We start from the raw sequence: 25311 nt of genomic DNA on the forward strand, positions 1-25311 counted from the left end.
CCTCGATCCGGCGGCGGCGCCGGTGCGGCGGCAGCCCGCCTGGAAAACGCTCCGAAAGAACTCATCCTGCCCGGTTCACAGACGTCTTTGTCTGCTCCTGGAGCGGGCTTGAACGCCGCACCGGCCGGCGCCCTACAGCGCCGGATTGCGGGCCGTTCCACCGGGGGCCGTGGAACGGCCCGCCCGAAGGGCTGAAGGCGCCGGCGGCGCAGCCAGCCCCCGCTGCGGGTGCGCCACCGCGGAAGGCGCGGCGCACCGCAAGCGGTGACAAAGACGGGTTGGACGCGTGCTCTGAGTTCAGGCGGCGACGCGGCGTGGGAAGTCCCGCGCCACGGCGCGCGCGTTGAGCAGCGCCTCGGCGATCGCCTGGCTGCGGGCTTCGGGACTGAGCGCCACCCCCTCCGCGCGGATCACCGTGATGTCCTCCACGCCCATGTGCCGCAGCATCGCCCTCAGATGGGGCTCCTGGAAGTCCAGGGCCGATCCCGGCGTGCCGGGCGCGTAGAGGCCTCCCCGGGAGGAGGCGAGGATCGCGCGCTTGCCAGCGGCCAGTCCTTCCGGCCCCGCCGGGCCATACTTGAACGTGCGTCCTGCCACCAGGACGTGGTCGAACCAGGCCTTTAGCTGGCTGGCGATCCCGAAGTTGTACATGGGGGCGCCGATCACCAGCACGTCCGCCTCCAGGAACTCGCGCAGGATCGCGTTGTCCGGCAAGCTTGCGAGCCCGCGGCCGTCCAGGTGCGGCGCCGGATCCGCTTCGAGGTCGCGGCGGACCACCTCCAGGGTGGGCTCCGCCCGCAAATAGGCGTCAACAACGGCCGCGGAAATCTGGCGGCTGACGGACTCGGGACCGGTGATACCGGCGTCGACGTGGAGAAGCTTCATGATCGCGTGTCCTTCCTCTGCGGTGGCACGCGACCTACTTGCTTATGGAACGCCCGAGACAGTAGGCGGGGTATTCGAGACACTTCGTTCCACTGGCAGAACAATGCCCGATCTCAACGACCTGAGCTTCTTCGTATCTGTCGTGTCGAACGGCGGCTTCTCGGCGGCCGCGCGGGCGCTCGGGGTTCCGAAGTCGCGGATCAGCCGGCGCATCGCCGCGCTGGAGGCGCAGCTCGGCGTCCGCCTGGTGGAGCGCTCCACACGCCGCTTCAAGGTCACCGAGGTCGGCCACGATGTCTTCCGCCACGCCCGCGCCGCGATAGCTGAAGCGGAGGCGATCGACGAGGTGGTCTCGCGCCTGAGAGTCGAGCCCCAGGGGCTGGTGAGGATCAGCTGCCCCGTCGGGACCGACCGGCTGCTCGCCAGCTGCCTGCCCCACTTTCTCGCCGAGCACCCCAAGCTGCGGCTGCAGTTCCTGGTCACCAACCGGCGCGTAGACCTCATTGAGGAGGGCGTCGACATCGCCATCCGGGTCCGGCAGCAGTTGGACACCGACGCCGAACTGCAGGTGAAGATCATCGGCCGAACCGGGTCGGTGCTGGTGGCCAGCCCCGCCCTGCTCGCCGCCCACGGAACGCCAGGCGGACCCGAGGACCTTGCGGCCTACCCGACGCTGGGGTTTTCCGATCGCCAAGGGCCCGACCGCTGGCTCCTCACGAGCCAGACGGGACAGTCGACGGAAGTGGCGCACGAGCCGCGCCTGACCGCCAGCGCATTTCCCATGCTGCGCCAGGCGGCGATCGACGGGCTCGGCGTCGCCCTTTTGCCCGAGTACGCCTGCCGCGAGCTCGTAGAGGACCAGCGGCTGGTGCGCGTGTTGCCGCAGTGGGCGGCGCCCGAGGGCATCCTGCACCTCGTCTTCACCTCGCGCCGCGGCCTGCTGCCCAGCGTCAGGGCTACGCTGGACTTCATCGCCCTCGCCCTACGCTCAGACTCGCCAGCCTGGCGCACCGACGGAGCGGCCCTTCTCTAGCGGCAGCTGCGCCCCGCCCAAACCTGAGGCGCCGTCCCGGCGCCCTTGCCCCGTAGCCAGACTTGTCTCGCCAACGAGCTGCGATGGCGGGTGCAAGCTCGACCATACACTCGTTCCATAGTAGGCGCAGCCATGACCGGCCCGGCAGGGCCGACAGGATCCCATGCCCTGGGGAGGGCGGCATGCATCCGCTGAAGCGCTTCGGATTCAGCGCCGGACTCGCCGGCGCCCTGGCGGCCGCGTCGGCCAGCGCCGCGTCCGACCGCGCTGCACGTGTCGACATCCAGCAGGGCGCGCTTCAGGCCGCCCTCGTCGAACTCGCCCGCGAGAACGGCGTCGAGATTCTGTTCGACGAGGCGCTGGTTCGCGGCCGCACGACCAAGGGTCTCCGCGCGAGGCTCACCCCCGAGCAGGCGCTGGCGGCCCTCCTCAGCGGAACAGGCGTCGGCCACCGGTCGACGCCGGACGGCTCATTCGTGCTCTACCGCCTGCCCTCCGAGGCGATCGCCGACGACGGCGACGGCGCCATTGCCGAACTCCTGGTGATCGGCCGGCGCACTCAGAACGCCGACATCCGCCGCACCGAGAACGACATCCAGCCCTACCAGATCGCCGGGCCGCGCGAGCTCGCCGTGGCGCAGCAGGACACGGTCGGCCAGGTTCTGCGTGACCGCTTCCCCGCCAACGCTCAGGCGGCGTCACCCACGCAGGAGGTGCTTGCCGGCGCCCGCACCAACTCGGCGATCGACCTGAGGGGCGTGGGGACTCAGCGGACCCTGGTCCTCATCGATGGGCGCAGGCTCCCGGGCCTGCCCACCGAACGCGCCGCGCTGGAGCAGGGCGACCTCAACGCCCTCCCGATCGGCGCGATCGAGCGGATCGAGGTCCTGACCGCCACGGCCGGCGGCATCCATGGGCCCAGCGCGCTCGGCGGCGCGGTCAATGTGGTGCTGCGGCGCGACTACCGCGGCGCAGACCTGACCGTCGCCTCCGGCCTGTCGGACCGCGGGGACGCCGGCCGCGTACGCCTCGAAGGCCGGCTCGGCTTCACGCCGAACCAGGGCGACACCGACGTGATGATCGCCGCCGCCTACGCCCGTGCGCAGCCGCTCGAGGTCGGCGACCGCGACTACGCGGCCCGCTCGATCGGCCGGCAGGCCGCGAACAACCCGCAGACCTTCATGGCCTGGTCCGTGCCCGCGGACGGCGTCATCGTGCGCAGCCTGTCCGGCGCCCCGCTCAAGCTCGACCCGAGCCTCGGCGGCGCACAGCTGCCGGCCGCCTACACCTTCCTGCCCGTGGACTTCACGGGCGATGCGGCGGCGCGTTCGGGCGTCCTCGCGGCCAACGCCGGCCGGCTCCCCACCGCCCCTCCGCCGGGACGCGCTGGCGAGGCCACGTCGCTGGTCAACACCGCTCAGACGGCCTCGTTGCTGCTCAACATCCGCCACAGGCTCTCGGACCGTCTCGAGGGATTCGTCGACGGCCTCTATCTCAGCAGCCGCGGCCGGTCCGACGGCCCCACCCTGGCCGCCGTCGCCTCGGTGCACGCCGACGCCCCCAGCAACCCGTTCACCGAAGCGGTGGTCTTCAGCATCCCCACGCCTGGCCTCTACGAGGCGCGGGAGAGCCGCATCGAGGCCCACCGGCTGACGGCGGGCCTGATCGCCACCCTTCCCGGTGAGTGGCAGGCCTCGGCCGACTACACGGCCGGGCGCGCCGTCGTCGAAACCCGTCGCGAGGGCCGCCGCCTCCTCAACCGCCCGCCCCTGTTCGGATACGGCCTGCCCGGGCCCAACGGGCTCCCCCCCTTGGAGCCTCTCGGCGACTTCGCCGCCCTCACCGCGGCCCTGGCGGCCTATGCTTCGGACACGAGGACCGAGACGCGGCTGGCCAACCACTTCAGCGAAGCATCCATCCGCGCTGCGGGGCCGCTGGCGGCTCTGCCCGGGGGTCCGCTCACCCTCACCCTCCTCGGCGGCGTCCGTCGCGAGCGGATGCCGGAAGGCTCGACCTTCAACCTGGCCCTGGGTCCCCCGTCCCTGCAGCCCACCCCGGAGCGGACCCAGACCGTCCGCTCGGGCTACGTCGAGCTGCGGGCGCCGCTCGCCCCGCCCGACGCCGCCTTCCCCCTCGTGCGCGGCCTCGAGTTCCAGCTCGCCCTGCGGCGGGACGACGTGCGCACGCGCTTCCCGGAAAACATCCTCACCGCCCGGACCCTCCAGGAGGGCCACGCGACGCTGCGCCACCAGGCGGACGTGTTCACCGCCGGCGCCCGGGTCTTCCCCGCGCCCTGGCTGATGCTGCGGGCCAGCGTCGCCACCGGCGAAGCCCCCCCGGACCTGCGGCATGTCCAGGAACAGACCTTGCTCGTCGCCGCCGACCACCCCAGCGAGCCCCGCGATCCCCAGCGCGGCGGACGGCGGGTGACCCAGGACGGCGCCTACCTCTGGGTCCGAGGCGGCTTCCGCCCCATCGGCCAGGAGAAGGGCCGCACCACCTCGGCCGGCGTCGTGCTCAATCCGTCCGGGCGCAGCGGCCCCCGCCTGTCGGTGGACGTCTCCCGCATCGACGTGCGCGACGAGATCGTACCCCTCCCCCTCTCCGTCCAGCAGTTGCTCGACGCCGAGGCCCGCTATCCCGACCGGGTGGTGCGCGAGCCCCTCTCCCCCGCCGACGCAGCCCTCGGCTACACCGCCGGCCGGGTGGTCCAGATGCACGTGGGGATGATCAACGGCGGCCGGACGGTCACCGAGACCGTGGACGTCCAGCTCGACTGGGCCCTGCCCCCCACACGGCTGGGCCAGGCCCGCCTCTACGGCGCGGCCACCTGGCAGCCGACCTTCCGCAGCCGCGTGCGGGCGGACGGCCCGCTAATCGAGCGGGCGGGCTACCGGGACGCCCCGCTAAAATGGCGCGGCAACGGCGGCGTCCAGTGGACGCACGGCCCGACGATCGTCGATCTGAACCTGCAGTACTTCGGCGCCCGTCAGGTCGCCTCCTCCGCGGCCGACATCGTCGCCACCGGCCCCGAGCGGGTCCGCTTCCAGGGCGCCGCGCACATCCCTTCCCAGGTCTACGTCGACCTCGCCGTACGGCGCAGCTTCGAGCTCCCCCCAGGCGGCCACCTGCGCGCCTTCGACGTCCGCCTGGGCGTCCAGAACCTGCTGGACCGCAGCCCGCCCATCCTCGCCGACTCCACCACCCTCGGCTACGACTACTACGGCGACCCCCGCCGCCGCCGCTTCGAGGTCCTGCTCACGGCGAAGTTCTGATCCCGCACGTGGCGCTCCATACGTGTGGGCGGCCCCTCGTGCTGGCGCGTGTGACGCGCGGGACTGGCTGTCGGCGATGCGCCATCAGCGCACCTTAGATCAGCGCCAACTAGCGGAACTCTATGGCTATGCCAGCCTCGCGATACCGCGCCAGCGGGTCGGCCAATTCGCAATCCGCGGGCATCTTGGAACGTAATCCTCGAGCCGCCAGGAGGTTGTGTTCGTCCGAGGTTAAGACGACGGGCTGCACATAAGTCTGGAGCGCACGCAGCATCAACTCGGGGGATTCGGCAGACCGCCTCAACACCGGCATGAAGCAAGCAACGGGGATGGAATGGTCATACTCCAGGCCCGCCGTTTGGCCAGTACGTCGCTGCGCACGCGCGGCAAGAGAATGCGTTCTGGATTCAGCCAACTTAGCGCCAGCGCGGAGCTCCCAAAGGAAATGTACAGCCTCACGGCGCACACGGCTGCCGGAAGCGTCACTTGCCCCCTGTTCGTGGAGCCGCTCAAGGGCTGCGAATATAGTTGCGATTGCGCGGGCGACCTCAATTTCCGGAGCCATCGTTCCCCCTCCCCCCTCGGTTTGTGGTCCAGCCTACCGTCGTTCATGCAGCACGACATCTCCATCGCGCCACTAGTGGACGTTGAGATCGGCTCGCTGAGCGGACCTTCGGTTCGCGTCGCCGCGGTTGAAGCTCGAGAGGCTGCTGAAGGACCGGATCGGGTCGAGGCCCTCGTCGGCCCCGCTGACCGTCAGCAGCGAGATCGTCCTGGTCCAGTCGGACCTGATGCTGCCCGATCTGCCCCTGAAGGCCTGGCTCGACCAGGTCGGCCCCCTCGACGCTGTCACCATGTGGTTCTCCGGGGTCCTCAAGGGCCGGGTGCTGACCAAGATCGCACACGACATCGGCGCCACGAGCGACCTGGATCTCCGCGAGGCCCTGGAGGACGAGGTGGTCGAGCTGGCCGCCAAGCGGCTGCGGCCGGGCGGCGTCCTTCAGATCGTCCAGCGCGGGGCGGGCGACATGGAGGGGGAGCGGCAGAAGTGGGCCGCGATCGTCGCCGGCATCGCGGCCGACCACGGGTTCGACGTCGTCAGCGTCACCGGCATGCCCTACGAGGAACCCCCCGTTGGCCGCCAGACAGCAGTGAATAGGAGAAGAGGCGCTCGAGCCTCACAAGATGATGGGCGTGCCCCCCGAGTGAGGCTGAGGACACGCATTGGAAATGCACGGATGGGCGTAGTCCAAAGCAACACAACTTCTCCTGTGGATAGACTCGACTTGCACGTAAGCGCATCGAGCGTCACGGTCAGCTCCTCGGGGGAGGCAATGCGATGAAGACCCAGGAAAGAGTTACGCTGGCGGTATTGCTTGGGGGCATCACCGCGCTCTTGATTGGAGCCGCGCCGGTCGATGCGCATGGTGGCGGATCGAATGCCGAAGGATGCCACAACAACCGAAAGACTGGTGACTACGATTGCCATCGTGGCGCTGGCGCTGCCCCCACTGCACGGTTCACGTCTCAGGGCGGGAGGGGTGATCGCCCAATCGCCGCGCTTGCCAACTGCTCCGCCGCACGCGCTGCCGGTGTAGCTCCAGTTCGGCGGGGACAACGCGGGTACGGCCGGCACTTGGACGGGACGGAGATGGAGTGGGCTGCGAGTGAGGCTGCACCCTAACGTGCCGGCTCCCCAGTCGAGCGCGCTGAGACGATTTTGGGGTGGGCTCGCGATGATCTGGCGGGCGGCGCTACTGGCGCTCGCCGCCACGGCATCCGACGCCTCCGCGGAGATCCTGCCGAGTTGGGTGGCGCAGCGGGACGCGAAAGGATGGGAGTTCCTGGGCGCTTCCGAAGAGAGCGCGCTCTTCATGCGCAAGATCGCGGACAACAAGGCATGGCGCAGGTTTGAGAGCCCTCAGCCCGTCATCATGTACGGGAAGCCCTACCGCTCGACGCTTGGCCTGGCGGAGCTCGACTGCGCCGGAGGTCGGCTTCGCGACTTGCAGCAGGCTCTCTACGAGCAAAACGATATGGCCGGCACCCCAGACACCCACGTGGCCCCAGCGGACCTGCCCTGGACCCACCCGATCCCCGGCACGCTTGACGAGACCTTCCTGAAGGCCGCCTGCAGGTAGCTCCTTATCGTCACGAGTTGCGGCGCTACGACGCCACGGAGCGGGTTTACGGCTCGGGAGCTATAGCTAAGCTTGGCGGATGGAGCGGGGGCTCGGGTGATGACATCGGTTATTTGGCGCGTGATTTGTACCGCCGTCACTGCAGCTGCGGTCGGCGGTTGCGAATACGGTGAGACGGCTTCCACCTCGGACACTTATCTGGAGTTAACGCAGAGGGTTGAGAAACTCGAAGCATCGGCGCGCACCGAGCAGCTGGTGGCGGAGTACGAAGCAAACGCTTTCTTGAAGCCCACGGACCGCGAGTACAGCTGGCTCAAGACCGATTTCGGGATGGTCGCCGTCGCCATCGAGGCGGTGAGCGCCAACGCAAACGGAAGTCGCGTCGTGCTTACATTCGGCAACCCCAGCTCTGCAGGCCTCACGGGCATTTCGGCTACTGTTGACTGGGGACGTGTGGACGCGTCGGGCACACCGGTCGGTCAGCCTTTCAGTAAAGAGGTGACGTTTGACAGACCCCTGCTGGGTGGGACCTGGCGCAACTACCCAATCACGTTAGCAGACGTTCCGCCGGCTGAGCTTGGCTATATCCGAGTGAAGAACTTCCAGCACAAGCAGATATTCCTGAATGTGACGAACTGACATGCACCCCCGGAAGCAGCTCGTGAAGGTCTCACTGCCGCGCAGACGGCGCGATTGGTTCGTTTGGCAGCCCGAGGGAATGTTGTCTGCCTAGATGTCGAGGGGAGCGAAGATGAAGTACCTGGTCGTGACGGCGCTATGGCTCGTCGCAACGCCTGCCATGTCTCAAATGCAGGGCGAACCGATCATCGTCGGTGGCCCTTGTGATCCCAAGTCAGGGGTAACAATCGATGACGGTGAGACAAGCCAATTTTCCTGCGACACTGCGGTTATCGCCCGGACAGATCGAGGTAGCGTGCTGATTCAGTTCACCGATAGGAGTGGCGATGATGGTCGGATATTGGGCTTTGCAGGCACTATTGAGGGCAAGCAGGGATTCGGCGCTGAACCTGTTCAGGCTGTTGCCGTCGAGCGCCTCTATTTGGCCGGCGGCGCAGACCCCATTCCCGTTACTCGCGGAAGCTGCTTCATGAACTGGACCGGCCTACATCGCACGGGCGGAGTCCTCACCAGCGTCGTTTGCGGTGCTGCCGGGAGAGCGGAGGGCTCGGACGTAAGAGCCATGGCTGCGCTCGAAGTGCGATAGTCCCAGGATCTGAACTTGGCGCTCATCAATTCTCAGCATGCCGTGATGATTTTCGCTTCATGGCGTGTAGCGTCAAAGATTCGGCGGAAACGGTTCGGGGTGTGGCATGGCAAGGGTGATCCTGATGGCAGCAGCCCTTGCGGTCTCGAGTCCTGCGGTGGCAGCGCCGTTCGAGTTAGCTGGTAATGCGGGGGGAAAGTGGGCCACAGCTATCGATCGGGGCTCGATCAAACGCAACGGACCCGTCGTGAGGGTTTGGACCCTTACCGTGTACCGTGAAGTACGCGCTAGCGGTCACTCGTTCAGCAGTACCCACACTGAGTTTGACTGCAATAACGAGACACGCCGGACTCTCCATATCGCGACCTATCGCGACGATGGCTCCTTGATACAGCGCGCCGACATACAAGACTTACGGCGAGTCGTCCCACAAACGATTGCTCATCAAGAGATGAGAGCCGCGTGCGCCACGGCTCCGGTTGGTGCCACCACGCCTTCCGAGGCGAACATGCTCGATGTTGTTCAGGCTTTGCGGCGCGAACTCCACCGCTATTGATCCCTTGTCAGACCGTGAGGAGCAACCTTGAACTCGTGGGAAGGGTGTTCGGGAGCTTTCCCTGGCCTTGACCTAGCGTGGGACGACTAAGGCTCCGAAGCGCCAGAAGGAGACCTCGGCTCAACGCCCGGGAGTGGACTCGGCCGCCCGGAGCTGATCGCCTACATCAGCACCTTCCCGCGGCTCGAGACGTGATCGCCACCGGCACCCGGGGCGGCGTGGGTGCCGCCCGCCGCCCCCCCTTGTGGATGCGCGCCGGCGACTTGCCCGCGGCGAGACCGACCCGCACGCGCAGCCCTTCCAGATCAAGGCAGGACCTTATGACCTGCCGCAATCGGTCAAGGCTTCATCCCGCTGGAACGCCTGGGCCGCCGCCAGCACCGCAGCAGGCGTGCTGCCCCAGCCGCAGCGAACCTGCTCGCCCGACTGTGGCCGGCGCGACGAGCCGACGGGCAAGGCCCAGCGGGAGGTGACGTCCTGGCACTGACGAAGACTTTCGAGGGGGTTGTCTCGGCTGCTCCCGCATCGCACTGATAGGCAGGATAGGGAGAGACCTTGCCAAGCGTATTCTTCTCGTACTCGCACGCCGACGAAGGGCTGAGGGATCAGCTCGAAAAACAACTCGCCATGCTGAAGCGGCAAGGTGTGATCGACACCTGGCACGACCGCCGGATCGGTGCGGGCGTACACATCGACCACGCCATTAACGAGCACATCAACAGCGACGAGATCATCCTTCTTCTCGTCAGCCCCGATTTCATAGCATCCGACTACTGCTACGAAATCGAGATGAAACGAGCGATGGAACGCCATGCGGCAGGCGAAGCCGTCGTTGTCCCGGTGATCCTGCGCGCTTGCGACTGGCATCATGCGCCATTCGGGAAGCTCAATGCGACGCCTCGCGACGGAAAGCCGATCACTCAATGGCCCGACGCCGACGAAGCCTTCCTGCAGGTGGCCAAAGCGGTTCGCGCAGCCGCCAAAGGCCTTGCGAAGACGCCGCAGACCGCGGCGGCCGAGCCCCACCCTTCGGATCCTCGGGCGCCTCTGGCCGCGCCGCCGGTCGCCGCCCCAGCGGAGCCCCGGTCGAGCAACCTGCGCCTGGCGAAGACCTTCACCCAGCGCGAAAAGGACCAGTTCCAGAGCGACGCGTTCGACTTCATCGCCCGCTTCTTTGAGAACTCCCGGGTCGAACTGGGCGACCGAAACCCGGGGATTGAAGGCGCGTTCCGCCGCGTCGATGCGAACCGCTTCTTCGCGACCATCTACCAGAACGGGAAGGACGTGGCCCGCTGCACCATCTACATGGGCGGCGCCATCGGCGGCGGCATCAACTACATTCAAGGGCACGTCTCGGACAGCAATTCCATGAACGAGTCTCTGTCGGTTCAGGCTGACGACCAGGCCATGTACCTTCGCCCCATGGGAATGGCCTTCATGGGCGGCGAGCGGGATCCCAAGCTGTCTCTCGAAGGCGGGGCGGAGTTCTTCTGGGAGATACTGATCCGCCCCCTCCAATAGGGAGACCACATGCTTTCTCCGCAGGAGTTCACCGTCGGAACCTTTGCGACGGCTAAACCCGGCAGCCTCGTGCTTCCCCGAGCAAAACACGAAGCGCCCGCCTTGATCTGCGAGGGAGACGGTGAGCCGGTGGCCGTGGTCCTGAGCGGAACCTACGCCTTCCATTCCTTTCCGACCGGCGGCGCCGAAAACTGGAGAGGCGTCATCGTGCCCGATGTCAGTATCGAGCTTGACGAGACCAGTCTTTACGACCCGGACCACCACGGTCACCTGCCCGGCGTCCTAGTCCGCGAAGGGACCAGGCTCATGGTACGCGGAATGCCTCAGCAGGCCTTTGGCCGGTCGGTTCCCGTGGTCATCCACGCCGGTTTGCCTGACGGTGCCGGACGCGCTGCGTTCACGCGGTGGCAAGTGATCCTGGGTCAGGGCGATGAAAAGCGGGTCCTCCATCAGGCTGACCTAGGAGACCCGCCCAACGCGTGACCCGCCGCCCGTTCGTCAGAGTCTCGGTAGCGCCAGAAGACGACCTTGGCTCAGCGCCCGGAAGCGGACCTTAGCCGCCATGCCCCAGCAGGCGCTTTCGACCCCCTGGCGGTCGTTCAACTGGTCCCGTAGCCTCACCAAGATGGGGACGCTGAAAACCGAGAGCGGTGGTGAGTTCGAGTATCAGTGGGCGAGCGATGTCGGGTTCGATGGCATCAGGCTTGAAGTGCTAACCACTGAGGCGGACATGCTCTTCGACGTCAGCGTTCCAGAGCAGGGACCGATGTCGGTGAACACGTTCTCGAACGAAGTCGCCGCCGACCTCATTTTGGCGGCTTTGGATCTTGCGCGCCAACGCCGGTAGACGCGCGTTCACCGATCGGGAACGTTCGACGCTGATTGGCCGGAGGCCCGATTTGGCACATGCAGAGCATCAGGCGAGCCGCATCGTTACCACGGAGCGTCTATTCTCGCTCTGGCTCGCGTCACGAGGCGGTGTCCGCTAGCCACCCATAGGTGACGTTCGGCGGGTCAGCGTTGAGCTGACCCGCCGATGGCGATCAGAGCTCGATCTGCTCGGACAACTCAAGGGCATCGTCGACCTCGATGCCCAGGTAGCGCACGGTGCTCTCCAGCTTCCGATGACCGAGCAGTAGCTGGCAGGCGCGCAGGTTGCCCGTCTTCTTGTAGACCAGCGCCACCTTGGATCGCCTGAGGCTATGCGTTCCGTACGGAGCCGCGTCCAAGTCGATCATCCTCGCCCAACGGTCGACAAGGCGGGCGTACTGGCGCGTGCAGATGTGGTCCCCTGCCCGGCTGCGGCTTGGGAAGAGCCAGTCGTCGTCGCGCCGTCCGCGCAGCGCAAGCCAGGCGGTCAATGCTTCACGAGTCGGCTCGGTGATCTCGAACGGCACGGGACGACCTGTCTTCTGCTGGATGACGGTCGACCGCTGGCGGAGAGATCCGCTCGGCGCGACATCGCTCATCCGCGTGGCGCAGTAGCCAGCAGCCATGGCTGCGAACCCTTTCAGGACGACCTGGAGGTCCTCGACAAACCCCTCGAGCAAAGTCGGAACCGACTTGCCGTACGCCAGGTAGATGGCGTCACGGTAATTGGCTTTGCCGCGATAGCGTGACGCCTCATGCAGGAAGCCTACGCCGCGCCCAGCCAACCAGTTGTCGCGCAGGGTCCGAGCCCGCTTGCTCCGGAAGTCGTCGACGCCCAGCGCGATGAAGTCTGGTCTATGACGAAGGCGTACCTCCTGGTTCCAGCGCTCCCACTTGGCGGTTCCGGATAGATACTCCGCGTGGCATCCCCACGCCTGTTCCACGGTGGTCGGCTTCGCGGTCAGCGCGTGCTTGCCGCGCGCGCGGATCGGCAATCAGTTCCCGCTCCACGTCGGCGGCCACCAGTGTGGTCAATCGGTCGTCGAACGGGGGTATGGCCAAGCGGCTCGCGGCGAACTGGCGGTCCCATTGCTGGGCCGTCGTCGCATGGGTTTGCGGGAAAGATCCGTCCGCCGCTGCAATCATCGCTGAGGCCGCGCCATAGACGCCATAGTACCAGGCGACGATACCGACCCGCGCGACGTCCGCCTTGTTGGGCACGGACGAGAGCGCCGAACCACCACATCTCCGCCGACAGCGGCTCGCTCGCCGAAGGCAACTCAGGCAGCGTCGCCTTCGGCTTCACCGTCTACCGCACCGGCTCGACCGACGTGGCCAGCAGCGTCGACTGGCAGGTGAGCGGCGCAGGATCCAGCCCGGCCGACGGCGCAGACTTCGCCAGCGCGCTCTCCGGCACCGTCAGCTTCGCTTCGGGAGAATACAGCAAAGGCTTCACCGTCAGCGCCGCCGGCGACACCGCCCACGAACCGGACGAAGGCTTCGCCGTCACGCTCTCCAACGCCTCGCCGGGAGATATCGGCACGAGCTCGGCCGGAGCGACCATCGTCAACGACGACGCCGGCCCGCCCGTCAACAACCCGCCGGTCGCCCAAGGCAACGTGAAGCTGATCTACCTCGGACCGCCCGGACAGGCGACCATCTTCAACGTCACCGCCAACGACAGCGACCCCGACGGACACACGGTGCGGCTGGTCTCCGTCACCCAAGGAACCAAGGGCGTCGCCGCCGTCGCCTCCACCACCTCGGTCAGCTACACCCCCACCTACAGCGTGGCCCTGTAAGGCGAAAGCGACACCTTCACCTACACCATCACCGACGACCACGGCGGCTACGCCACCGGCGACGTCACCGTCTACTTCGAGACGCCGTGACGTCGGCCTGAGCGCTCGGGCCGCCTGACGCAGGACCGGGCCGAGAACATCGACGTGCCATCCGCAGTCCCGTTGCTCGGAGAAGCACCGCGGAGTTCCGGGCTCGGAGGTCGCCTCGGCCGCCGCCGTCGAGGCGCCGATCAGGCCCCCCGCTCCACGCCCCCCCGCTCGACCGGCAGCACCTGGGCGCCGCGCGCGCCCGGCGCCAGGTCCACCTGGCGGCCCGCCTCGGACAGCGTGCTCCCGGGACCGAGCCTTGCATAGTGCTCCACCCCCGCCTCGTCCCTCACCACGACGTATCGTGAGGCGCCCAACTCGTCGTGCGCGCCGCTCTGGACCACGCGCCCCCTCACACGCCGCTCGCCCAACTCGAGGACAGCCCGCGCACCTTGCAGGCGCCGCGCGTTGAGGGTGCGGATGACATCCTGCTTCGCCTGCAGCGTCCGCAGCTGCGCCTCGAGGTCCGGCGTCAGCCGGTAGCGCCGACCGACCACCGCGGCGAGCCCAAGCCGCTCCAGGTGTCGCAGCCGGCCCCGGCTCAGCGCCGCCCACGGGCCCCTGCCGACCCCGTCGTCCACCATCATCTCGGCGTCGGTCGCTGCGAGCAGCCGCCGGTCCAGTCCGGTGAAGCGGTTCGCCTCCGTCTCCCGCCAGACCCGACGCTCGGCCTCCGCCCGCGAGAGGTCGCCCAGCCGCTCCTGCGCCACCTCCTGCGCCCGGGCGCGGAATCCGTAGGCGATGTAGTCGCGCGGGATGACCAAGTCGCGGCCATCGCCCCGCCGCCCCCGCACCAGCACGTGCGCGTGCGGCTGGTCGGTATCGACGTGGCAGGTCCCGACCCACACCAGGTCCGGCTCGCCCAGGTCGGCCGCCACGCGGCCCATCACCGCCCGCACATAGCCCTTCAGGTCCGCGATCCGGTCGCCATGCTCGGGCGAGACGATGAACCGGAAATGGTGCCGGTCTCCCGCCCAATCCCGCACCCGCGAGGGCGCGTCCACCGCATCCTCGTTCCGGTCGAAGAACTCGGGCCGGCCGCCCTCCGCGCCGGCGCCGCTGCGGCCGAGATAGGCCACATGCCGCCCCAGGGCCGCCCCTCGCGCCCTTCCCTGCCCCGTGTGCCGCGATACCAGCGCCTTGACGACGACCCGCTGCCGCAGGTCGAGGCGGAAGGGACGCCCCGAACGCGCCTGCGCCGCCCTGAGAACGCCCGAACGATCCCCCAGCGCGAACACCCGCGAGGCGCTCAGCCGTCGCAGCACCGCTGTCCGCGCCGGCGCCCCCTCGCCGCGCATCCAGCGCGGCAGGCTGGCCTTTGCGGCTTCCTCGTCGGGAACGATCGGCCCGCCGAGCCGCGTCTCGATGGCGTCCCGCACCAGCATCCGAGATCCCTACCTTGCAAATCCTGCGCGAAGGATCGCCGCAAGTCGCTGCCGCGAACCCACTCCACGCGCAATAGGTTGAGATCATAGCGAGAATACGAGCGCCGATCAGCTGCCTTTTATCTTGCCCTCACCGCTGATTTACGAATTTCCGCGCACGCCCATCACACCACATCAACACCCATCACATGCCGCCAACAGCAACCCGTACGCCGGTCATCTCCATTCGCCCGACTTCATCCGGCATACGAAAACCCCGCCCGGCCCGAAGCCGAGCGGGGCTGGAAATCCAGGGGCGAAGGTCAGCCGCCCTTCGCCCGGATCGGGACGTGACGGACGCCCAGCCCCTGGGCCTGCTGCGCCAGGTTCAGCGCCGGCCCGAAGGCCCGCCCGGCCCGCGCCGCATCCAGCGACTGCGCCAGCGTCAGGCAGCAGACCGGCTCCAGGGCCAGCAGCTCGTCGTTGGCCCGGAACGGCGCCCCCTTCCCGTGCCGGTCGAAGTCCGCCCGGGCCAGCACCAGGGCCACCCCCTTCTGCTGCGCCCAGCGGATCGCCAGCTTCTCCGCGCCCCGCGCGCCCGTGGTGGCCAGAGCCATCTCCGGCCACTGCCCCTTCGCCCAGTTGAGGGCGTCGAAGATCCGGTTCGCGTCCGCCGCCGTATCGGCCGACGGCGCGCCCCGGAAGGCCACCACCGGCCCGGGCGCGACCCCTTCGGCGGCCTTCGCCTGCTTCGCCCGGATCGCCTGCCGGGCCTCCAGCTGGGCCGCCGTCAGCCGCGTGCCGCGCCGGCTGCCGCGCCAGGCCGTCCACACCTCGCCCGTGGCGGTCGTGTACGTCTCCGACGCCGCGTCCCGGATCAGCTCCGCCGCCCGCTGCGCCACGTCGGCCGCCTGGGCCGCTCGGGTGGCCGCCTGCAGTTCGCCGTCGGCCAGCTCGCTCCCGTCGAAGTCGCGCTCCAGGTCCCGCATCCGGTCCCGGGCCCGGTCGGCGTCGCGCTCGATCCGCCCCGCCGCCGAGTGGAAGGCGCCGATCAGGCTCTCGGCCAGCACCGCCTGCACATCCTCCAGGGCCGTGCCGGCGACCAGGTCCACGAGCTCGGTCATCAGGGCCTGTCCCAGCTGCACCAGGGCCGCTTCCGTCGGGTGCGGACGCGAATCCTCGAGCCGGGCGGCCATGACATCGAAGGCCGTCTCGTCATGGGCGAAGGCGAAAAGCGGAAAGGTCATCGGAAGGCTCCGTGAAAGACGCCGTTGCGCCCCATGCGCAGCGACCTCCTCCCCGCCCACGTCGGGCCCCGGGACGTCACCGGAGCGGCGCGCAGCGCCGCGCAGGGGAACGGCCGCCAGGCCGTTGACGTCCAGGGTGACGTGACACCCTCGGGAGGCGTTGCGTGGGGGCGATTGCGCCCGCGAAGCGGGCGCGCCGTCCGGCGCCCTCGCGCCGGGGCCGAGGCCGGGGCCGCCCCCGCACCCGCCCCGCCGGCGGCGAACCGCCGGCGCCGCCCAAGACATGGCCGCGACGGCGTCAGGAAGGGCGCCGCCCGCCGCCCCCGCAGAAGCTCGCGGCCGTCCTGGTCAGCTGTTCGAGGGGGTGTCGCTCTGCGGGCGCAACATCGCAGTCGAGACCGCCACCACGAGCTGCGCCATGGCGAAGGGCTTCACGAGCATGATGCTGCCGGGCACGCCCTTGGACGCCCAATCATGAGGGCTGCCGCCGCTCGTGTAGATCACGGCCGCCTCCGGCAGGAGTTCGCGGGCGCGCCGGGCGACGTCCCATCCGTCCGCGCCGCCCGGCAGATCGATATCGGTCACCAGGGCTCTGAATGCTGGATGGCGCTCTAGCGCACGAATGGCGTCGTCGGCTGACGCCGCCCTCTCGACCCGGAAGCCCCCCTCTTCCAGCGCCGTAACCCCGAGATCGAGCACCGCCGGCTCGTCCTCGACATAGAGTACGAGCGGTGCGTCGGCGTCATCCACGGCGGCCCCCAAAATATGACAATGTCGACTATACGACAGAGAGGCCAACGGCTTGCGCCGAACGGGAGTTCCGCCGGCTCCCGACAAAGCTCCAACCGCGCGAAGGCCGGCGCCGCAGCGTCAGTCGGTTTGGTTTGGACCCGCCGCGCCACCCCGCGTGAGGGATCGTCACCCGGAGGGCGGAGACCCGGAACGGGGCTCCGGGAGCCGCCACGGCGGCGACTAGAGCCCGGCCCGGCCACCCGGCCGGGACACGCCCGCCCCACCCTTCCCCACGGCTGCCTCTGCGCCCCAGGAGGCGGGGCCGTTCGGGGGAAGAAACCATGTTCCTGGCGATGTTTGCGGACGCGCCGGCCGAGGCCGGCGCGGTCCAGTTCGAGCTCGTCTGCCGGGGCGAGTACAGGGACGTGGAGACCACCACCGGCCAGTCTCCGGTCAGGGACGAGGACGGAAACTGGACCAGCGGCGACGTGACCATGTCCCGCTGCGGTTGGCCGACCCATCGTTGGACGTCGCCAAGGCAGGGCGTCGGGCGCCACCGGCGCGTCATGCGCGGACGGTTCGATGCGAACGCGAACATCGGCTTCGTCTCCGTAGCCGACATACAGCCTTGAGTGCTTCAATAGCTGAATGGCCCCGCCACCACTCGATAGGCTTGGACGCTCCCCTCTTCACTACGCGGCTGCTGAAGGAGCTTCAGAATCGGTTGCCAAGCTCATCGGGGCGGGTGCTGATGTTTCGCTCCCCGACCGGGCGGGATGGACCCCATTGCACTTCGCCGCTCAAAGCGGCGGCGCCCCCACGATCCGACTGTTGATTTCGGCGGGCGCGAGCATCGATTCTCGCGATGAGCACGGAAACACGCCGCTTTGGCGGGCTGTGTTCAACTTCAGGGGAGACAGCGGCTCAATCGACGCCCTGAAGGCGGCGGGAGCAGACGAGTACGCAGAGAACGCTGATGGGGTGAGCCCCCATTCATTGGCCCGCAGCATCGCGAACTACGGCGTTGCCCGCCTCTTTCCCTAGGGAACGCTGACCGCACACAGCGGGCGCACGCTCTTGCGCAAGGGCGCGGTCGATAGTCGCTCCGGCCGAAGAACCTATCCGCGGCGGTCCGCCTCACTAGTTTCCGCGTCATGAGCCGACTGCGCGCGGAGGCCTTGTTGTAGGCCCACATGAGAAATGGAACCGCACCCACGGCCAAGAATAGGAGGGCGACAAGCAGCGGCGCCGTATCCGCCAGGATAGCGACCTAGCCGGCGAGCGGCAGCGGCCCATCGAACAGGGCGGACGTTGATAATTTGACGAGAGCGATGACGACAACCGTCGTCACGGACCAGAGCAGGAGGCGAAAGGTCGCTCGCATCCCTGGGAAGCGCCGGGCGTGGCGGCTGAGCTCGTCAGCGGTCCGGCGGCGCGACCTTGTGAGCCTTCGCAGCATCCGGGTTCAGAGCCAGAACCCCGAGCCTGGCGCAGTGGCCGGCCAGCAGCGCCACGGCCATTCCGAGCCTCCAGTACCAGGGAACGATAGCTGCGCATTTCCGACGCGGACCGTGGAGTGCAGGAGCGATCTACATGCCGATACGCCAGCCAAGGCGCCGGAGCTTGGGCCGCCACATCCGGTCATGCCCGCAGCCGGGACAGGTGCGGGCGGGCGCCTCGTGCACCTTGAAGCGTGTCCGCCATTCCGAGCGAAGGACAGGCATCCCACAGGTCCTGCAGCGCACCCCATCTGTCAACGCCCCGAGCGCCAGGAAGCCAAGCAGCAGTATCCCCCGGGTCCACCACGCTAGGTCGGGAAGAATGACCGCTGCCGCGCCGAGGGCCGCGGCCATCCCAAGGAGCGCATACGCCAGAGCCATGGCGAAACATGCCGCCACGGCCGGCATCGGGGCAACCTCAGTCACCCCCCGAAGGCGAGAAAAGGGGCTAGGCGTCGTCGTGCGGATAGGTGTGGAACCTCTCGTACTGGACTGGCCAGCGGCGGCTCTGTCGCTCGGCGGGTGCGATCACCTCGGGGCTCTCGTCGTCCTTCGGGACGAACGGCTCGACGCCCTCGCTCTCCACGACCGTAGGACCCGAGGCCCGCCATCTCCGCGGCGACCCGCTCGGCGAACTCGTCGGACGAGGAGGCCAAGGCGAGCACCACAGCGTACGCGCCGGCGCCGCCCTCCAGCCCGCCGTCATGCCCCGGAAGCGGCCTCACGTGCAGCCGACCGATCCACGCGCGCTCTGGCTCTGTGCTCACCACCGGGGGACGCGAGTTCAGCCAGACGAACGGACTCGAGCGCCGACCGATCCACGAGCGGCCGACCTGTCATGGCCGCCGGCTCAAACGAACGCCCCGCCGGCGGGGGGCCGGCAGGGCTGCGCATCGTCCCGTCTGGGGCGCGGCTCAGGGCCGCCGGCCGGCCGGCGCGGGCGCCTCTCCCCGGCGGTCCTTGATCCGCACCTCCCGCACGATCAGGCGCAGGTCGTAGTGCACGGCGCCGTCGCGCCCGGTCCAGGTGTCGTTCTCCACATGCCCCTGCACCACCACTCGGCTGCCCTTGCGGGCGTAGGCCCCCAGGTAGCGCTCGGCGACCGCCTCGTCGAAGCAGAGGCAGTTGAAGCCGGTGGTGCGCTCGCCCGCCTCCCCGTCGGCTCGGCGGAAGCGCGTGGTCTCCACCACGCGGAAGCGGGCGCGGCGCGCGCCCGAACGCTCGGCGGTGAGGATCTCCGGGTCGGCGGCCAGGTAGCCGTCCACGATCACGTTCTGCATGTCGGACGCTCCCTCCCTTGGTCACGCGGCCCCGGCCGCCCAGTCCAGCAGCGCGATCCGGCGGACGGCCAGCTCCTTGGCGACGCGCACGCCGCCGTCGCGCGCGTGGTAGCGGACGTCAACGAAGGCGCCCGCGACAAGCACCTCGCATCCGCGCCGGAGGTGCGGCGCGATCACCCGCGCGTTCAGCGCCTTCGACCAGCTCACGCAGTTCACGCCCACGACCCGGGGCTGGCTCGCAGCATCCCGGCCGCGGTTCTCGAGCAGGCGGAACACCGCCTTGCCGAAGTCGCCGGTCACCTGCGGATCGGCCGCCAAACGGCCCTGGAACACGACGTTCTGCATCTTCAGTCTCCTCGCTCCGAGGCGCCCGGAAGGCCATCTCCCGCTTGACGCCTCACCCGCCTTCGCCCTTCCTCCCCTCCCCCCGCTGCGGGCTGATCCCGCCCCGGCCGTCGCCGGGGCGGGATCGATCCGTCCGCCGCCGTGCAGGTGGGAAGCCGGCCCTCAGGAGGGCGCTGCGGAGCTCCAGACATGCCCGCGCGGACGCGCCGGCTCCGACCGGCGGTCTCGCCCGCGCTCGCGAAGGGCGACGGCGGCGGGCCGGAGGGCGTCAGGCCGCGGCCGGTTCGGCCTCACCGGCTCCGTGCGGGCCGGGCCCCGCCTCGGCCGGCGGAACCTGGGGCGGCGCCCGCCAGGAGAGCCAGGCCGGCGCCCATCTGCGCTCGGCGGCGCACGCGGCGACCCGCGCCACCAGCTCGTCCTTGCGCAGCGCACCCGCACGCGGATCGCCCGCCCCCATCGCCTCCAGCATGTCCAGGAGGTGGGGCTTGGCGTGCGCCTGGAGGAAGGCCGCGTCGGGCGTCCACCAGCGCGCCGCGTCGGCGGCGCAGAGCTCGGCGATCTCCGCCGCCTCGGCCCGCGCCGTAGCGCGTACGGCATGGGTCCGCTCCTCACGAAGGTCGAGACTGAGCGCCACCAGTTCCGCCAGCAGCCCCTGCCTCGCCGCCTCCGGCAACGATGCGACCCAGGCGATCGGGCTCGCGCCCGCGCCTTCGAACGCGGCTCGCCGCTCGGCCAGCCGGCGCCGCACTTCGCCGTCGAGCGCGTCCACCGCCGGGGCGCGCGGGCGGCTATAGGCCTCCGCCGAGACGCTCAGGGCCCCGCCGCCGCGCCCAAGCCCCGACCGCAGGACGAGGACGCAGAAGAGGCGCGCCGTCAGGGCGACCAGCGCGGCGGCCGGGTCGTCCGCAAGGGCCCGGATCAGCACCCGCGTGGCGAGGTCCGTGCGCACCTCGTGCAGGGCATGGCCGATCCCCGCCGTCCCGCCCGGCGGCCCGCCAGGCGCCGGCGCTTCGGCGTCGCCTTTCGCGGCCGCGCCGCAGGACGGCGTGGCGGCCATGCCTATGGCGTCCTTCGGCTCCGGCTCCTCATCCGCATCGCCTGCCGGCACGGGCGGCCCATAGAAGGTCGCCGCCAGCCCGACGGCCGGGTCGGGGCGCAGCAGGGCGACGGTGACAGGCCGCCCCGGCGCCCCCGCCCGGGCGGCCGCCAGGCTGGCGGCGAGCCAGTCCCGAAGGGACGCTTCGGCCGTGTCAGCGGCGACGTCCGCGCCGGCCAGCTGCGCCGCGGCGGCCTGCGCGGAGGCCTGCGCTTCGCGCCAGGCGGCGACCTGCGCCTCGTCGAGGCCCGCGCCGTAGTCGGCGCCCACCGGCTCGAGCCCCTCGGGCCATTCGCGGGCCGGGCCCGCGCACAGGCGCAGCTCCAGCCCCTCGGCCTCCAGGCCCGCCGCCAGCGCCCGCGCCCGCGCCTCCCACTGGGCCTGCAGGATCTCCGGATCGAGCAGCACAGCCGCCCGCTCGCCGAAGAGGTCCGCCTCGGTCCGGCCCCCGCCGGCGGCGTACCGGTCCGGGCCGACCAGGGCGAAGCGGCGGTCGAAGGTGGTCACGGCCCCGCGGTCGAGCTGCTCGCTCACCCGCCATTCGGCGAAGCCGCGCCCGGCCAGCGCCGACTCGGCCAGCTCGCGCTGGAGCGCCCGGTCCGGGAGCCGGGCGAGCAGCCTGGCCTGGCGAAGGTTGATGCGCCCCAGCTTCAGCGCCTCCAGGGCCCTCGGGTGCAGGGCCGCGAGGGCCGCCAGCCGGCGCACCTCCACCTCCCCGTAGCCGAGGGCGCGGGCGATCGCCTCGGGCGCCAGCTTGGCCGTCAGCATCCGCCCGATGGCCGCGATGACGTCCGCCACGTGCACCGGCACGGCGCTGTTGGTGAGCACCGCCGCGGCGGCCTGGCGGGCGGGGTCGGTCTCCTCATAGACCTCCACCGGATAATCGTCGCCGATCGCGCCCTCGGCCCGCAGCCGCTCGAGCGCCAGCAGGCGCCGGCGCCCGTCGAGCGCCATGGCCGGCTTCTCCTTCCGGCGGCCGGGGCGGACCGTCAGCGGCTGCAGCAGCCCGGCGGCGCGGATGGTGGCGGCGAGCTGCGGGATGTCCTCGTCCGGCGGCTCGGCGAAGCGGAGGTTCTCGGGGGCCACGGCGATATCCCGCAGCGGATATACCTTGCGCACCCGTCCGGGAGCGGACGCCGGCGCGGCGGCGGCGTCGATGGTGGCGGTGTCGGTCATGGGCGATCTCCCTGCGGCCCGCGGGCGGGCCGTTCCCGCCCCGTCCGGGCGCCCTCTTCCGCCCTTCCTCCTTCCTCCCGGGCGGCGGCTGCGCGCGCGGCGGCCATCGCCTCGTTCCAGTCGCCGTAGGGGACCGGCGGCAGGCGCACGCGGACCGCTACCCCCGCGGCCCGCAGCCGGGCCGCAAGGGCGCCGGCCGCAGCCTCGCCGGCGGCGCCGCGGTCGGCGGCGATCAGCACCCGCTGCACGCCCTCCGGCGGGGTCCAGCGGCGCAGGTTGCCGGCGCCCAGCAGCGCCCAGGCGGGCGCCGCGAACCGCTCGCCGGCGGACAGCGCCGAGAACACCCCCTCGGAGACCAACAGCTCGGCGCCCGGCGGATCCAGCCGCACCGCGGCGCCGGCCGGCAGGCGGCCGACGGTCTTGCGCGGCAGGCGAAGGCCGGCGGCCCGCGCGCCGCTCGGGTGCAGGTAGGTGACCTCCAGCGCCGTGATCGCCCCCTCCGGTCCGCTGACGGCCGCCAGTAGCGCGGGACGGGCCGCCCGGCCGGGCCGGTAGACGTTCAGGGGCGCGGCCGGGTGGGCCCTCAGCGCCGCCATGCCCGCGAGATCCCGCAGCACCCCGCGGCGGCGCGCGTGCCGCGCGGCCGGCGTCCAGGGGCGCAGGGCGCCGCCGGCCGCCCAGAGGGTCCTGACCGCGGCGCGCCGCGCCGCCTCCGTCGGCGGCGCGCCGCCGGGCGCAGCCGTCCCGGCCCCCGCGATCCGCCCGGCGGCGTCGATCAGCCCGAGGGCCCGCAGGTGATCGAGGGTTTCGCGCCAGCCCACGGCGCCGAAGCCGTGGGCGACCACCCGGCCGTCCGGCCGCAGCAGCAGGGACACCGAACGGTCCGAGCGGCTGTGGCCCGGGGCCGGCACGTTGGCCCGGCGGCCGCCCGCGTAGAGGTCGCCGCCGAGGGCCGCGACGATCGGGCGGAGGGTTGCGGCCGCCGGGCCCGTAGGGGCTGTCGGCGGCCCGGAGGTCGGCGGGGAGAGGATGGTGGCGGGCATGTCGGGCTCCGAGGGCTCGAGGCCACGGCGGCCTCGCCCGGCCCGGCCCTTCCTCCGCCTCCGGAGACGTCGCGCACGGCCTGCGTCCGCGCGCCGGATGCGCACTCCCGCCGAGACCGGCGTCCTCGTGTAGGGTTTCGAACACAAGCGTCGATTTTCAGCGTGTACGACCGCCATAGCGCAGGCGCGGCCTTGGCGGGCGGCGCCCTCGGGGGAGGGCATGGAGTTTCGGTCCCAGAATCTGCTGCTGCAGCGCCTCGAGGCGGAGACCCGGGCCGCGTTCGCCAACCGGTTCCAGCTGGTCGACATGGAGCGGGGCCAGCTCGTGCAGGAGGCCGGCCTGGAGGTGGAGTGGGTGTGGTTCCCCGAGAACGGCCTGATCTCCATCGCCTGCGAGACCGTGGGCGGCGAGAGCGTCAGCGGCGGCCTGGTCGGCTGGACGGGGGCCTACGGGGTCTTCGAGGCCTGCGGCAGCCGGATGAGCTACGCCACCGCCACGGTCCAGATTCCGGGCGACGGCTGGCGGATCCGCGCGGCCCACTTCCGCGAGCTCTACGAGGCCTCCCCGGCGATGCGCACCGCCGTGCACAAGCACGTGGAGGCCACGCTCGTGGAGGCGCGCCAGTTCGTGGCCTGCAACGCCATCCACTCCGTCGAGAACCGGCTCGGCCGCGCGCTGCTGGACATGATGGCCCGCAGCCGCGTCGGGAACGTGCTCCCGCTGACCCAGGAGGCGCTGGCCCAGCTGCTGGGGGTCCAGCGCACGACCGTCGCGGTCACCACCTCGGCCCTCCAGAAGCAGGGCCTGCTCCGCACCGGCCGCGGGGTCGTCGAGGTCCTGTCGACAAGCCGGCTGGAGCGGATCGCCTGCTCGTGCCTGGGGACGATCGAGTTCGCGCGGGACGAGATCTACAGGTCCGAGGCCGAGCCCTGCGAGGCGGCCAGCGGCTGAACGGGGAAGGCCCCGGCCGTGGCGGCGGCCTCGGCGATCCGCCGCGCCGTCTCGGCGGCTGCGGCGGCGGTGAGGGCGACGGCGACCCGGGGGCCGGTGATCACCACCTCCCCGTCCATGGCCTCGACCTGCAGCGGCGCATGGTCGGCCTGAAGCGGCATTCGAGCGTCCTTCTCCTGCGGCCCCGGACGGTCCGTCCCGTCTCTATCGCACGGGGCCCTCGTCCGGTTCCCGGGCCGCCGCGCGGTCTGCGGGGGGAACAATTCCATTGGTGAGGCGCCGGCCCTCAACTATTGTGCGCAAATAGGGGCGAGCCGGGCCCGGCGAAATTTACTGCGATCGGGCGATCATGGACTTCAATCCCCGCAATGTCATCCTGTCGCATCTTGAGCCGGCTGCGGCCATGCGCGCCCGCGGCAAGATCGAGCGCGTGACCCTCAGGCGCGGCGGCGTTCTTCAGGAGATCGGCGAGCCGGTGGACTGGGTGTGGTTCCCCGACGCCGCGCTGATCTGCGTGGCTTCCGAGAACGTCGACGGCGAGAGCGTGAGCGGCGGGATGGTCGGCTGGAACGGCGCCTACGGCGCCTTCGAGGCCTGCGGCAGCCGGGTCAGCTTCACCCGCGCCATCGTCCAGATCGCCGGACCGGCCTGGCGCATGCGCGCCGGCCACTACCGCGAGCTGTTCGACCAGTCTCCGGCCCTGCGTACCGCCGTGCACAAGCACATCGAGGCGCTGATGGTCGAGGCCCGGCAGCTGGTGGCCTGCGCCGCCATCCACCCGGTGGAGAACCGCATGTGCCGGGCGCTGCTGGACGCCTCCGAGCGCAGCCACGGCGGGCCGGTGCTCTCCCTCACCCAGGAGGCGCTCGCCAACATGCTCGGGGTGCAGCGCCCGACGGTGGCGGTGACCGCCTCGTCCCTGCAGCGGCGCGGCCTCATCCGCACGCGCCGGGGCGTGATCGAGCTGCTCGACCGCCGCGGCCTGCAGCAGCTCTGCTGCTCGTGCCGGGAGACCATCGCCTACGCCGAGGCCGAGATCGTCCGCTCCGAGGCGCACGTCTGCGAGGCCTGAGGCGGCCGCGCCCGGCCGGCGGGCGCCGCCCGGACCGATCCACAACCTCCGCAGCCGACCGGGCCGGTTCTGTAGGCTTCCATACAGTCCGGAATCTCACCTCTGCTAAT

General features: G+C 70.3%; 26 protein-coding genes and 1 pseudogene. 16 read left to right on the forward strand and 11 right to left on the reverse strand.

Features of this window, described 5'->3' with window-relative positions; genetic code table 11:
- Window positions 1–297 precede the first annotated feature (297 nt).
- The gene (locus tag ACFSC0_RS18940) at window positions 298–885 is read right to left on the reverse strand and encodes an FMN-dependent NADH-azoreductase (protein WP_377281544.1); all 588 of its coding nucleotides are present in this window, start codon (window positions 883–885) and stop codon (window positions 298–300) included.
- A 103-nt stretch (window positions 886–988) separates the two neighbouring features.
- Here ACFSC0_RS18940 and ACFSC0_RS18945 point away from each other — a divergent pair, with 103 nt between their 5' ends.
- The 11 genes from ACFSC0_RS18945 to ACFSC0_RS18995 all read left to right on the forward strand — a co-directional run bounded on the left by ACFSC0_RS18945 (window position 989) and on the right by ACFSC0_RS18995 (window position 11483).
- Entirely contained in the window at window positions 989–1918 is a 930-nt protein-coding gene (locus ACFSC0_RS18945) for a LysR family transcriptional regulator (RefSeq protein WP_377281545.1), read from the forward strand.
- Window positions 1919–2100: 182 nt separating this feature from the next.
- Window positions 2101–5193, forward strand: coding sequence for a TonB-dependent receptor (locus ACFSC0_RS18950; protein WP_377281546.1), 3093 nt, complete (start codon window positions 2101–2103; stop codon window positions 5191–5193).
- 692 nt (window positions 5194–5885) lie between these two features.
- The gene (locus tag ACFSC0_RS18955; RefSeq protein WP_377281547.1) at window positions 5886–6536 is read left to right on the forward strand and encodes a hypothetical protein; all 651 of its coding nucleotides are present in this window, start codon (window positions 5886–5888) and stop codon (window positions 6534–6536) included.
- The gene (locus tag ACFSC0_RS18960; RefSeq protein WP_377281548.1) at window positions 6533–6877 is read left to right on the forward strand and encodes an excalibur calcium-binding domain-containing protein; all 345 of its coding nucleotides are present in this window, start codon (window positions 6533–6535) and stop codon (window positions 6875–6877) included. Before ACFSC0_RS18955 ends, ACFSC0_RS18960 begins: the two co-directional genes overlap by 4 nt.
- Before the next feature lie 52 nt (window positions 6878–6929).
- Entirely contained in the window at window positions 6930–7334 is a 405-nt protein-coding gene (locus tag ACFSC0_RS18965; RefSeq protein WP_377281549.1) for a surface-adhesin E family protein, read from the forward strand.
- A gap of 99 nt (window positions 7335–7433) precedes the next feature.
- A complete protein-coding gene (locus ACFSC0_RS18970) occupies window positions 7434–7973 on the forward strand; it encodes a DUF3251 domain-containing protein (protein ID WP_377281550.1) in 540 nt (179 codons plus the stop codon).
- Window positions 7974–8085: 112 nt separating this feature from the next.
- The gene (locus ACFSC0_RS18975) at window positions 8086–8559 is read left to right on the forward strand and encodes a hypothetical protein (RefSeq protein WP_377281551.1); all 474 of its coding nucleotides are present in this window, start codon (window positions 8086–8088) and stop codon (window positions 8557–8559) included.
- A 124-nt stretch (window positions 8560–8683) separates the two neighbouring features.
- Window positions 8684–9115 carry a surface-adhesin E family protein gene (locus ACFSC0_RS18980; RefSeq protein WP_377281778.1) on the forward strand — a complete coding sequence of 144 codons (432 nt, stop codon included), beginning with the start codon at window positions 8684–8686 and terminating at the stop codon, window positions 9113–9115.
- A gap of 555 nt (window positions 9116–9670) precedes the next feature.
- Window positions 9671–10636: a toll/interleukin-1 receptor domain-containing protein gene (locus ACFSC0_RS18985; RefSeq protein WP_377281552.1), complete on the forward strand. Its 966-nt coding sequence runs from the start codon at window positions 9671–9673 to the stop codon at window positions 10634–10636.
- 9 nt (window positions 10637–10645) lie between these two features.
- The gene (locus tag ACFSC0_RS18990) at window positions 10646–11119 is read left to right on the forward strand and encodes a hypothetical protein (protein WP_377281553.1); all 474 of its coding nucleotides are present in this window, start codon (window positions 10646–10648) and stop codon (window positions 11117–11119) included.
- Window positions 11120–11198: 79 nt separating this feature from the next.
- Window positions 11199–11483, forward strand: a complete 285-nt coding sequence (locus tag ACFSC0_RS18995) for a hypothetical protein (RefSeq protein ID WP_377281554.1) — start codon at window positions 11199–11201, stop codon at window positions 11481–11483.
- 196 nt (window positions 11484–11679) lie between these two features.
- On the opposite strand, the pseudogene ACFSC0_RS19000 reads toward ACFSC0_RS18995, so the two are convergent.
- Window positions 11680–12108 (reverse strand): annotated as a pseudogene (locus ACFSC0_RS19000) (tyrosine-type recombinase/integrase); the annotation flags it as partial.
- 423 nt (window positions 12109–12531) lie between these two features.
- Between ACFSC0_RS19000 and ACFSC0_RS19005 the strand changes: the two are divergent.
- On the forward strand, window positions 12532–13308 hold the full coding sequence (locus ACFSC0_RS19005; protein WP_377281555.1) for an Ig-like domain-containing protein: 777 nt from the start codon (window positions 12532–12534) through the stop codon (window positions 13306–13308).
- Between the two features lie 230 nt (window positions 13309–13538).
- On the opposite strand, the gene ACFSC0_RS19010 is transcribed toward ACFSC0_RS19005, so the two are convergent.
- The 3 genes from ACFSC0_RS19010 to ACFSC0_RS19020 form a co-directional block, all read right to left on the reverse strand.
- Window positions 13539–14780 carry a DUF3363 domain-containing protein gene (locus ACFSC0_RS19010; protein ID WP_377281556.1) on the reverse strand — a complete coding sequence of 414 codons (1242 nt, stop codon included), beginning with the start codon at window positions 14778–14780 and terminating at the stop codon, window positions 13539–13541.
- A 302-nt stretch (window positions 14781–15082) separates the two neighbouring features.
- Window positions 15083–16006, reverse strand: coding sequence for a DUF2493 domain-containing protein (locus ACFSC0_RS19015; protein WP_377281557.1), 924 nt, complete (start codon window positions 16004–16006; stop codon window positions 15083–15085).
- A gap of 348 nt (window positions 16007–16354) precedes the next feature.
- Window positions 16355–16756, reverse strand: coding sequence for a response regulator (locus ACFSC0_RS19020; protein WP_377281558.1), 402 nt, complete (start codon window positions 16754–16756; stop codon window positions 16355–16357).
- A gap of 323 nt (window positions 16757–17079) precedes the next feature.
- On the opposite strand from ACFSC0_RS19020, the gene ACFSC0_RS19025 reads away from it, so the two are divergent.
- Both ACFSC0_RS19025 and ACFSC0_RS19030 read left to right on the forward strand, forming a co-directional pair.
- Window positions 17080–17370 carry a hypothetical protein gene (locus ACFSC0_RS19025; protein WP_377281559.1) on the forward strand — a complete coding sequence of 97 codons (291 nt, stop codon included), beginning with the start codon at window positions 17080–17082 and terminating at the stop codon, window positions 17368–17370.
- A 16-nt stretch (window positions 17371–17386) separates the two neighbouring features.
- On the forward strand, window positions 17387–17782 hold the full coding sequence (locus tag ACFSC0_RS19030) for an ankyrin repeat domain-containing protein (protein WP_377281560.1): 396 nt from the start codon (window positions 17387–17389) through the stop codon (window positions 17780–17782).
- Between the two features lie 903 nt (window positions 17783–18685).
- On the opposite strand, the gene ACFSC0_RS19035 is transcribed toward ACFSC0_RS19030, so the two are convergent.
- The 5 genes from ACFSC0_RS19035 to ACFSC0_RS19055 all read right to left on the reverse strand — a co-directional run bounded on the left by ACFSC0_RS19035 (window position 18686) and on the right by ACFSC0_RS19055 (window position 23177).
- On the reverse strand, window positions 18686–18823 hold the full coding sequence (locus ACFSC0_RS19035) for a hypothetical protein (RefSeq protein ID WP_377281561.1): 138 nt from the start codon (window positions 18821–18823) through the stop codon (window positions 18686–18688).
- A gap of 328 nt (window positions 18824–19151) precedes the next feature.
- On the reverse strand, window positions 19152–19517 hold the full coding sequence (locus ACFSC0_RS19040) for a single-stranded DNA-binding protein (protein WP_377281562.1): 366 nt from the start codon (window positions 19515–19517) through the stop codon (window positions 19152–19154).
- 21 nt (window positions 19518–19538) lie between these two features.
- Entirely contained in the window at window positions 19539–19862 is a 324-nt protein-coding gene (locus ACFSC0_RS19045; RefSeq protein ID WP_377281563.1) for a single-stranded DNA-binding protein, read from the reverse strand.
- A gap of 268 nt (window positions 19863–20130) precedes the next feature.
- Window positions 20131–22134, reverse strand: coding sequence for a ParB/RepB/Spo0J family partition protein (locus ACFSC0_RS19050; RefSeq protein ID WP_377281564.1), 2004 nt, complete (start codon window positions 22132–22134; stop codon window positions 20131–20133).
- A complete protein-coding gene (locus tag ACFSC0_RS19055; RefSeq protein ID WP_377281565.1) occupies window positions 22131–23177 on the reverse strand; it encodes a toprim domain-containing protein in 1047 nt (348 codons plus the stop codon). The genes ACFSC0_RS19050 and ACFSC0_RS19055 overlap by 4 nt, the downstream gene beginning before the upstream one ends.
- Window positions 23178–23397: 220 nt before the next feature.
- Between ACFSC0_RS19055 and ACFSC0_RS19060 the strand changes: the two genes are divergently transcribed.
- The gene (locus ACFSC0_RS19060; RefSeq protein WP_377281566.1) at window positions 23398–24129 is read left to right on the forward strand and encodes a Crp/Fnr family transcriptional regulator; all 732 of its coding nucleotides are present in this window, start codon (window positions 23398–23400) and stop codon (window positions 24127–24129) included.
- Here ACFSC0_RS19060 and ACFSC0_RS19065 read toward each other — a convergent pair.
- Window positions 24087–24290 (reverse strand): hypothetical protein, encoded by a 204-nt coding sequence (locus ACFSC0_RS19065; RefSeq protein WP_377281567.1) that lies wholly within the window; start codon window positions 24288–24290, stop codon window positions 24087–24089. The genes ACFSC0_RS19060 and ACFSC0_RS19065 overlap by 43 nt on opposite strands.
- Window positions 24291–24478: 188 nt before the next feature.
- Here ACFSC0_RS19065 and ACFSC0_RS19070 point away from each other — a divergent pair, with 188 nt between their 5' ends.
- On the forward strand, window positions 24479–25201 hold the full coding sequence (locus ACFSC0_RS19070; protein ID WP_377281568.1) for a Crp/Fnr family transcriptional regulator: 723 nt from the start codon (window positions 24479–24481) through the stop codon (window positions 25199–25201).
- Window positions 25202–25311: the final 110 nt, after the last annotated feature.

Origin of the sequence: Phenylobacterium terrae (assembly GCF_042681205.1) — a bacterium.
Taxonomy (GTDB): Bacteria; Pseudomonadota; Alphaproteobacteria; order Caulobacterales; family Caulobacteraceae; genus Phenylobacterium; species Phenylobacterium terrae.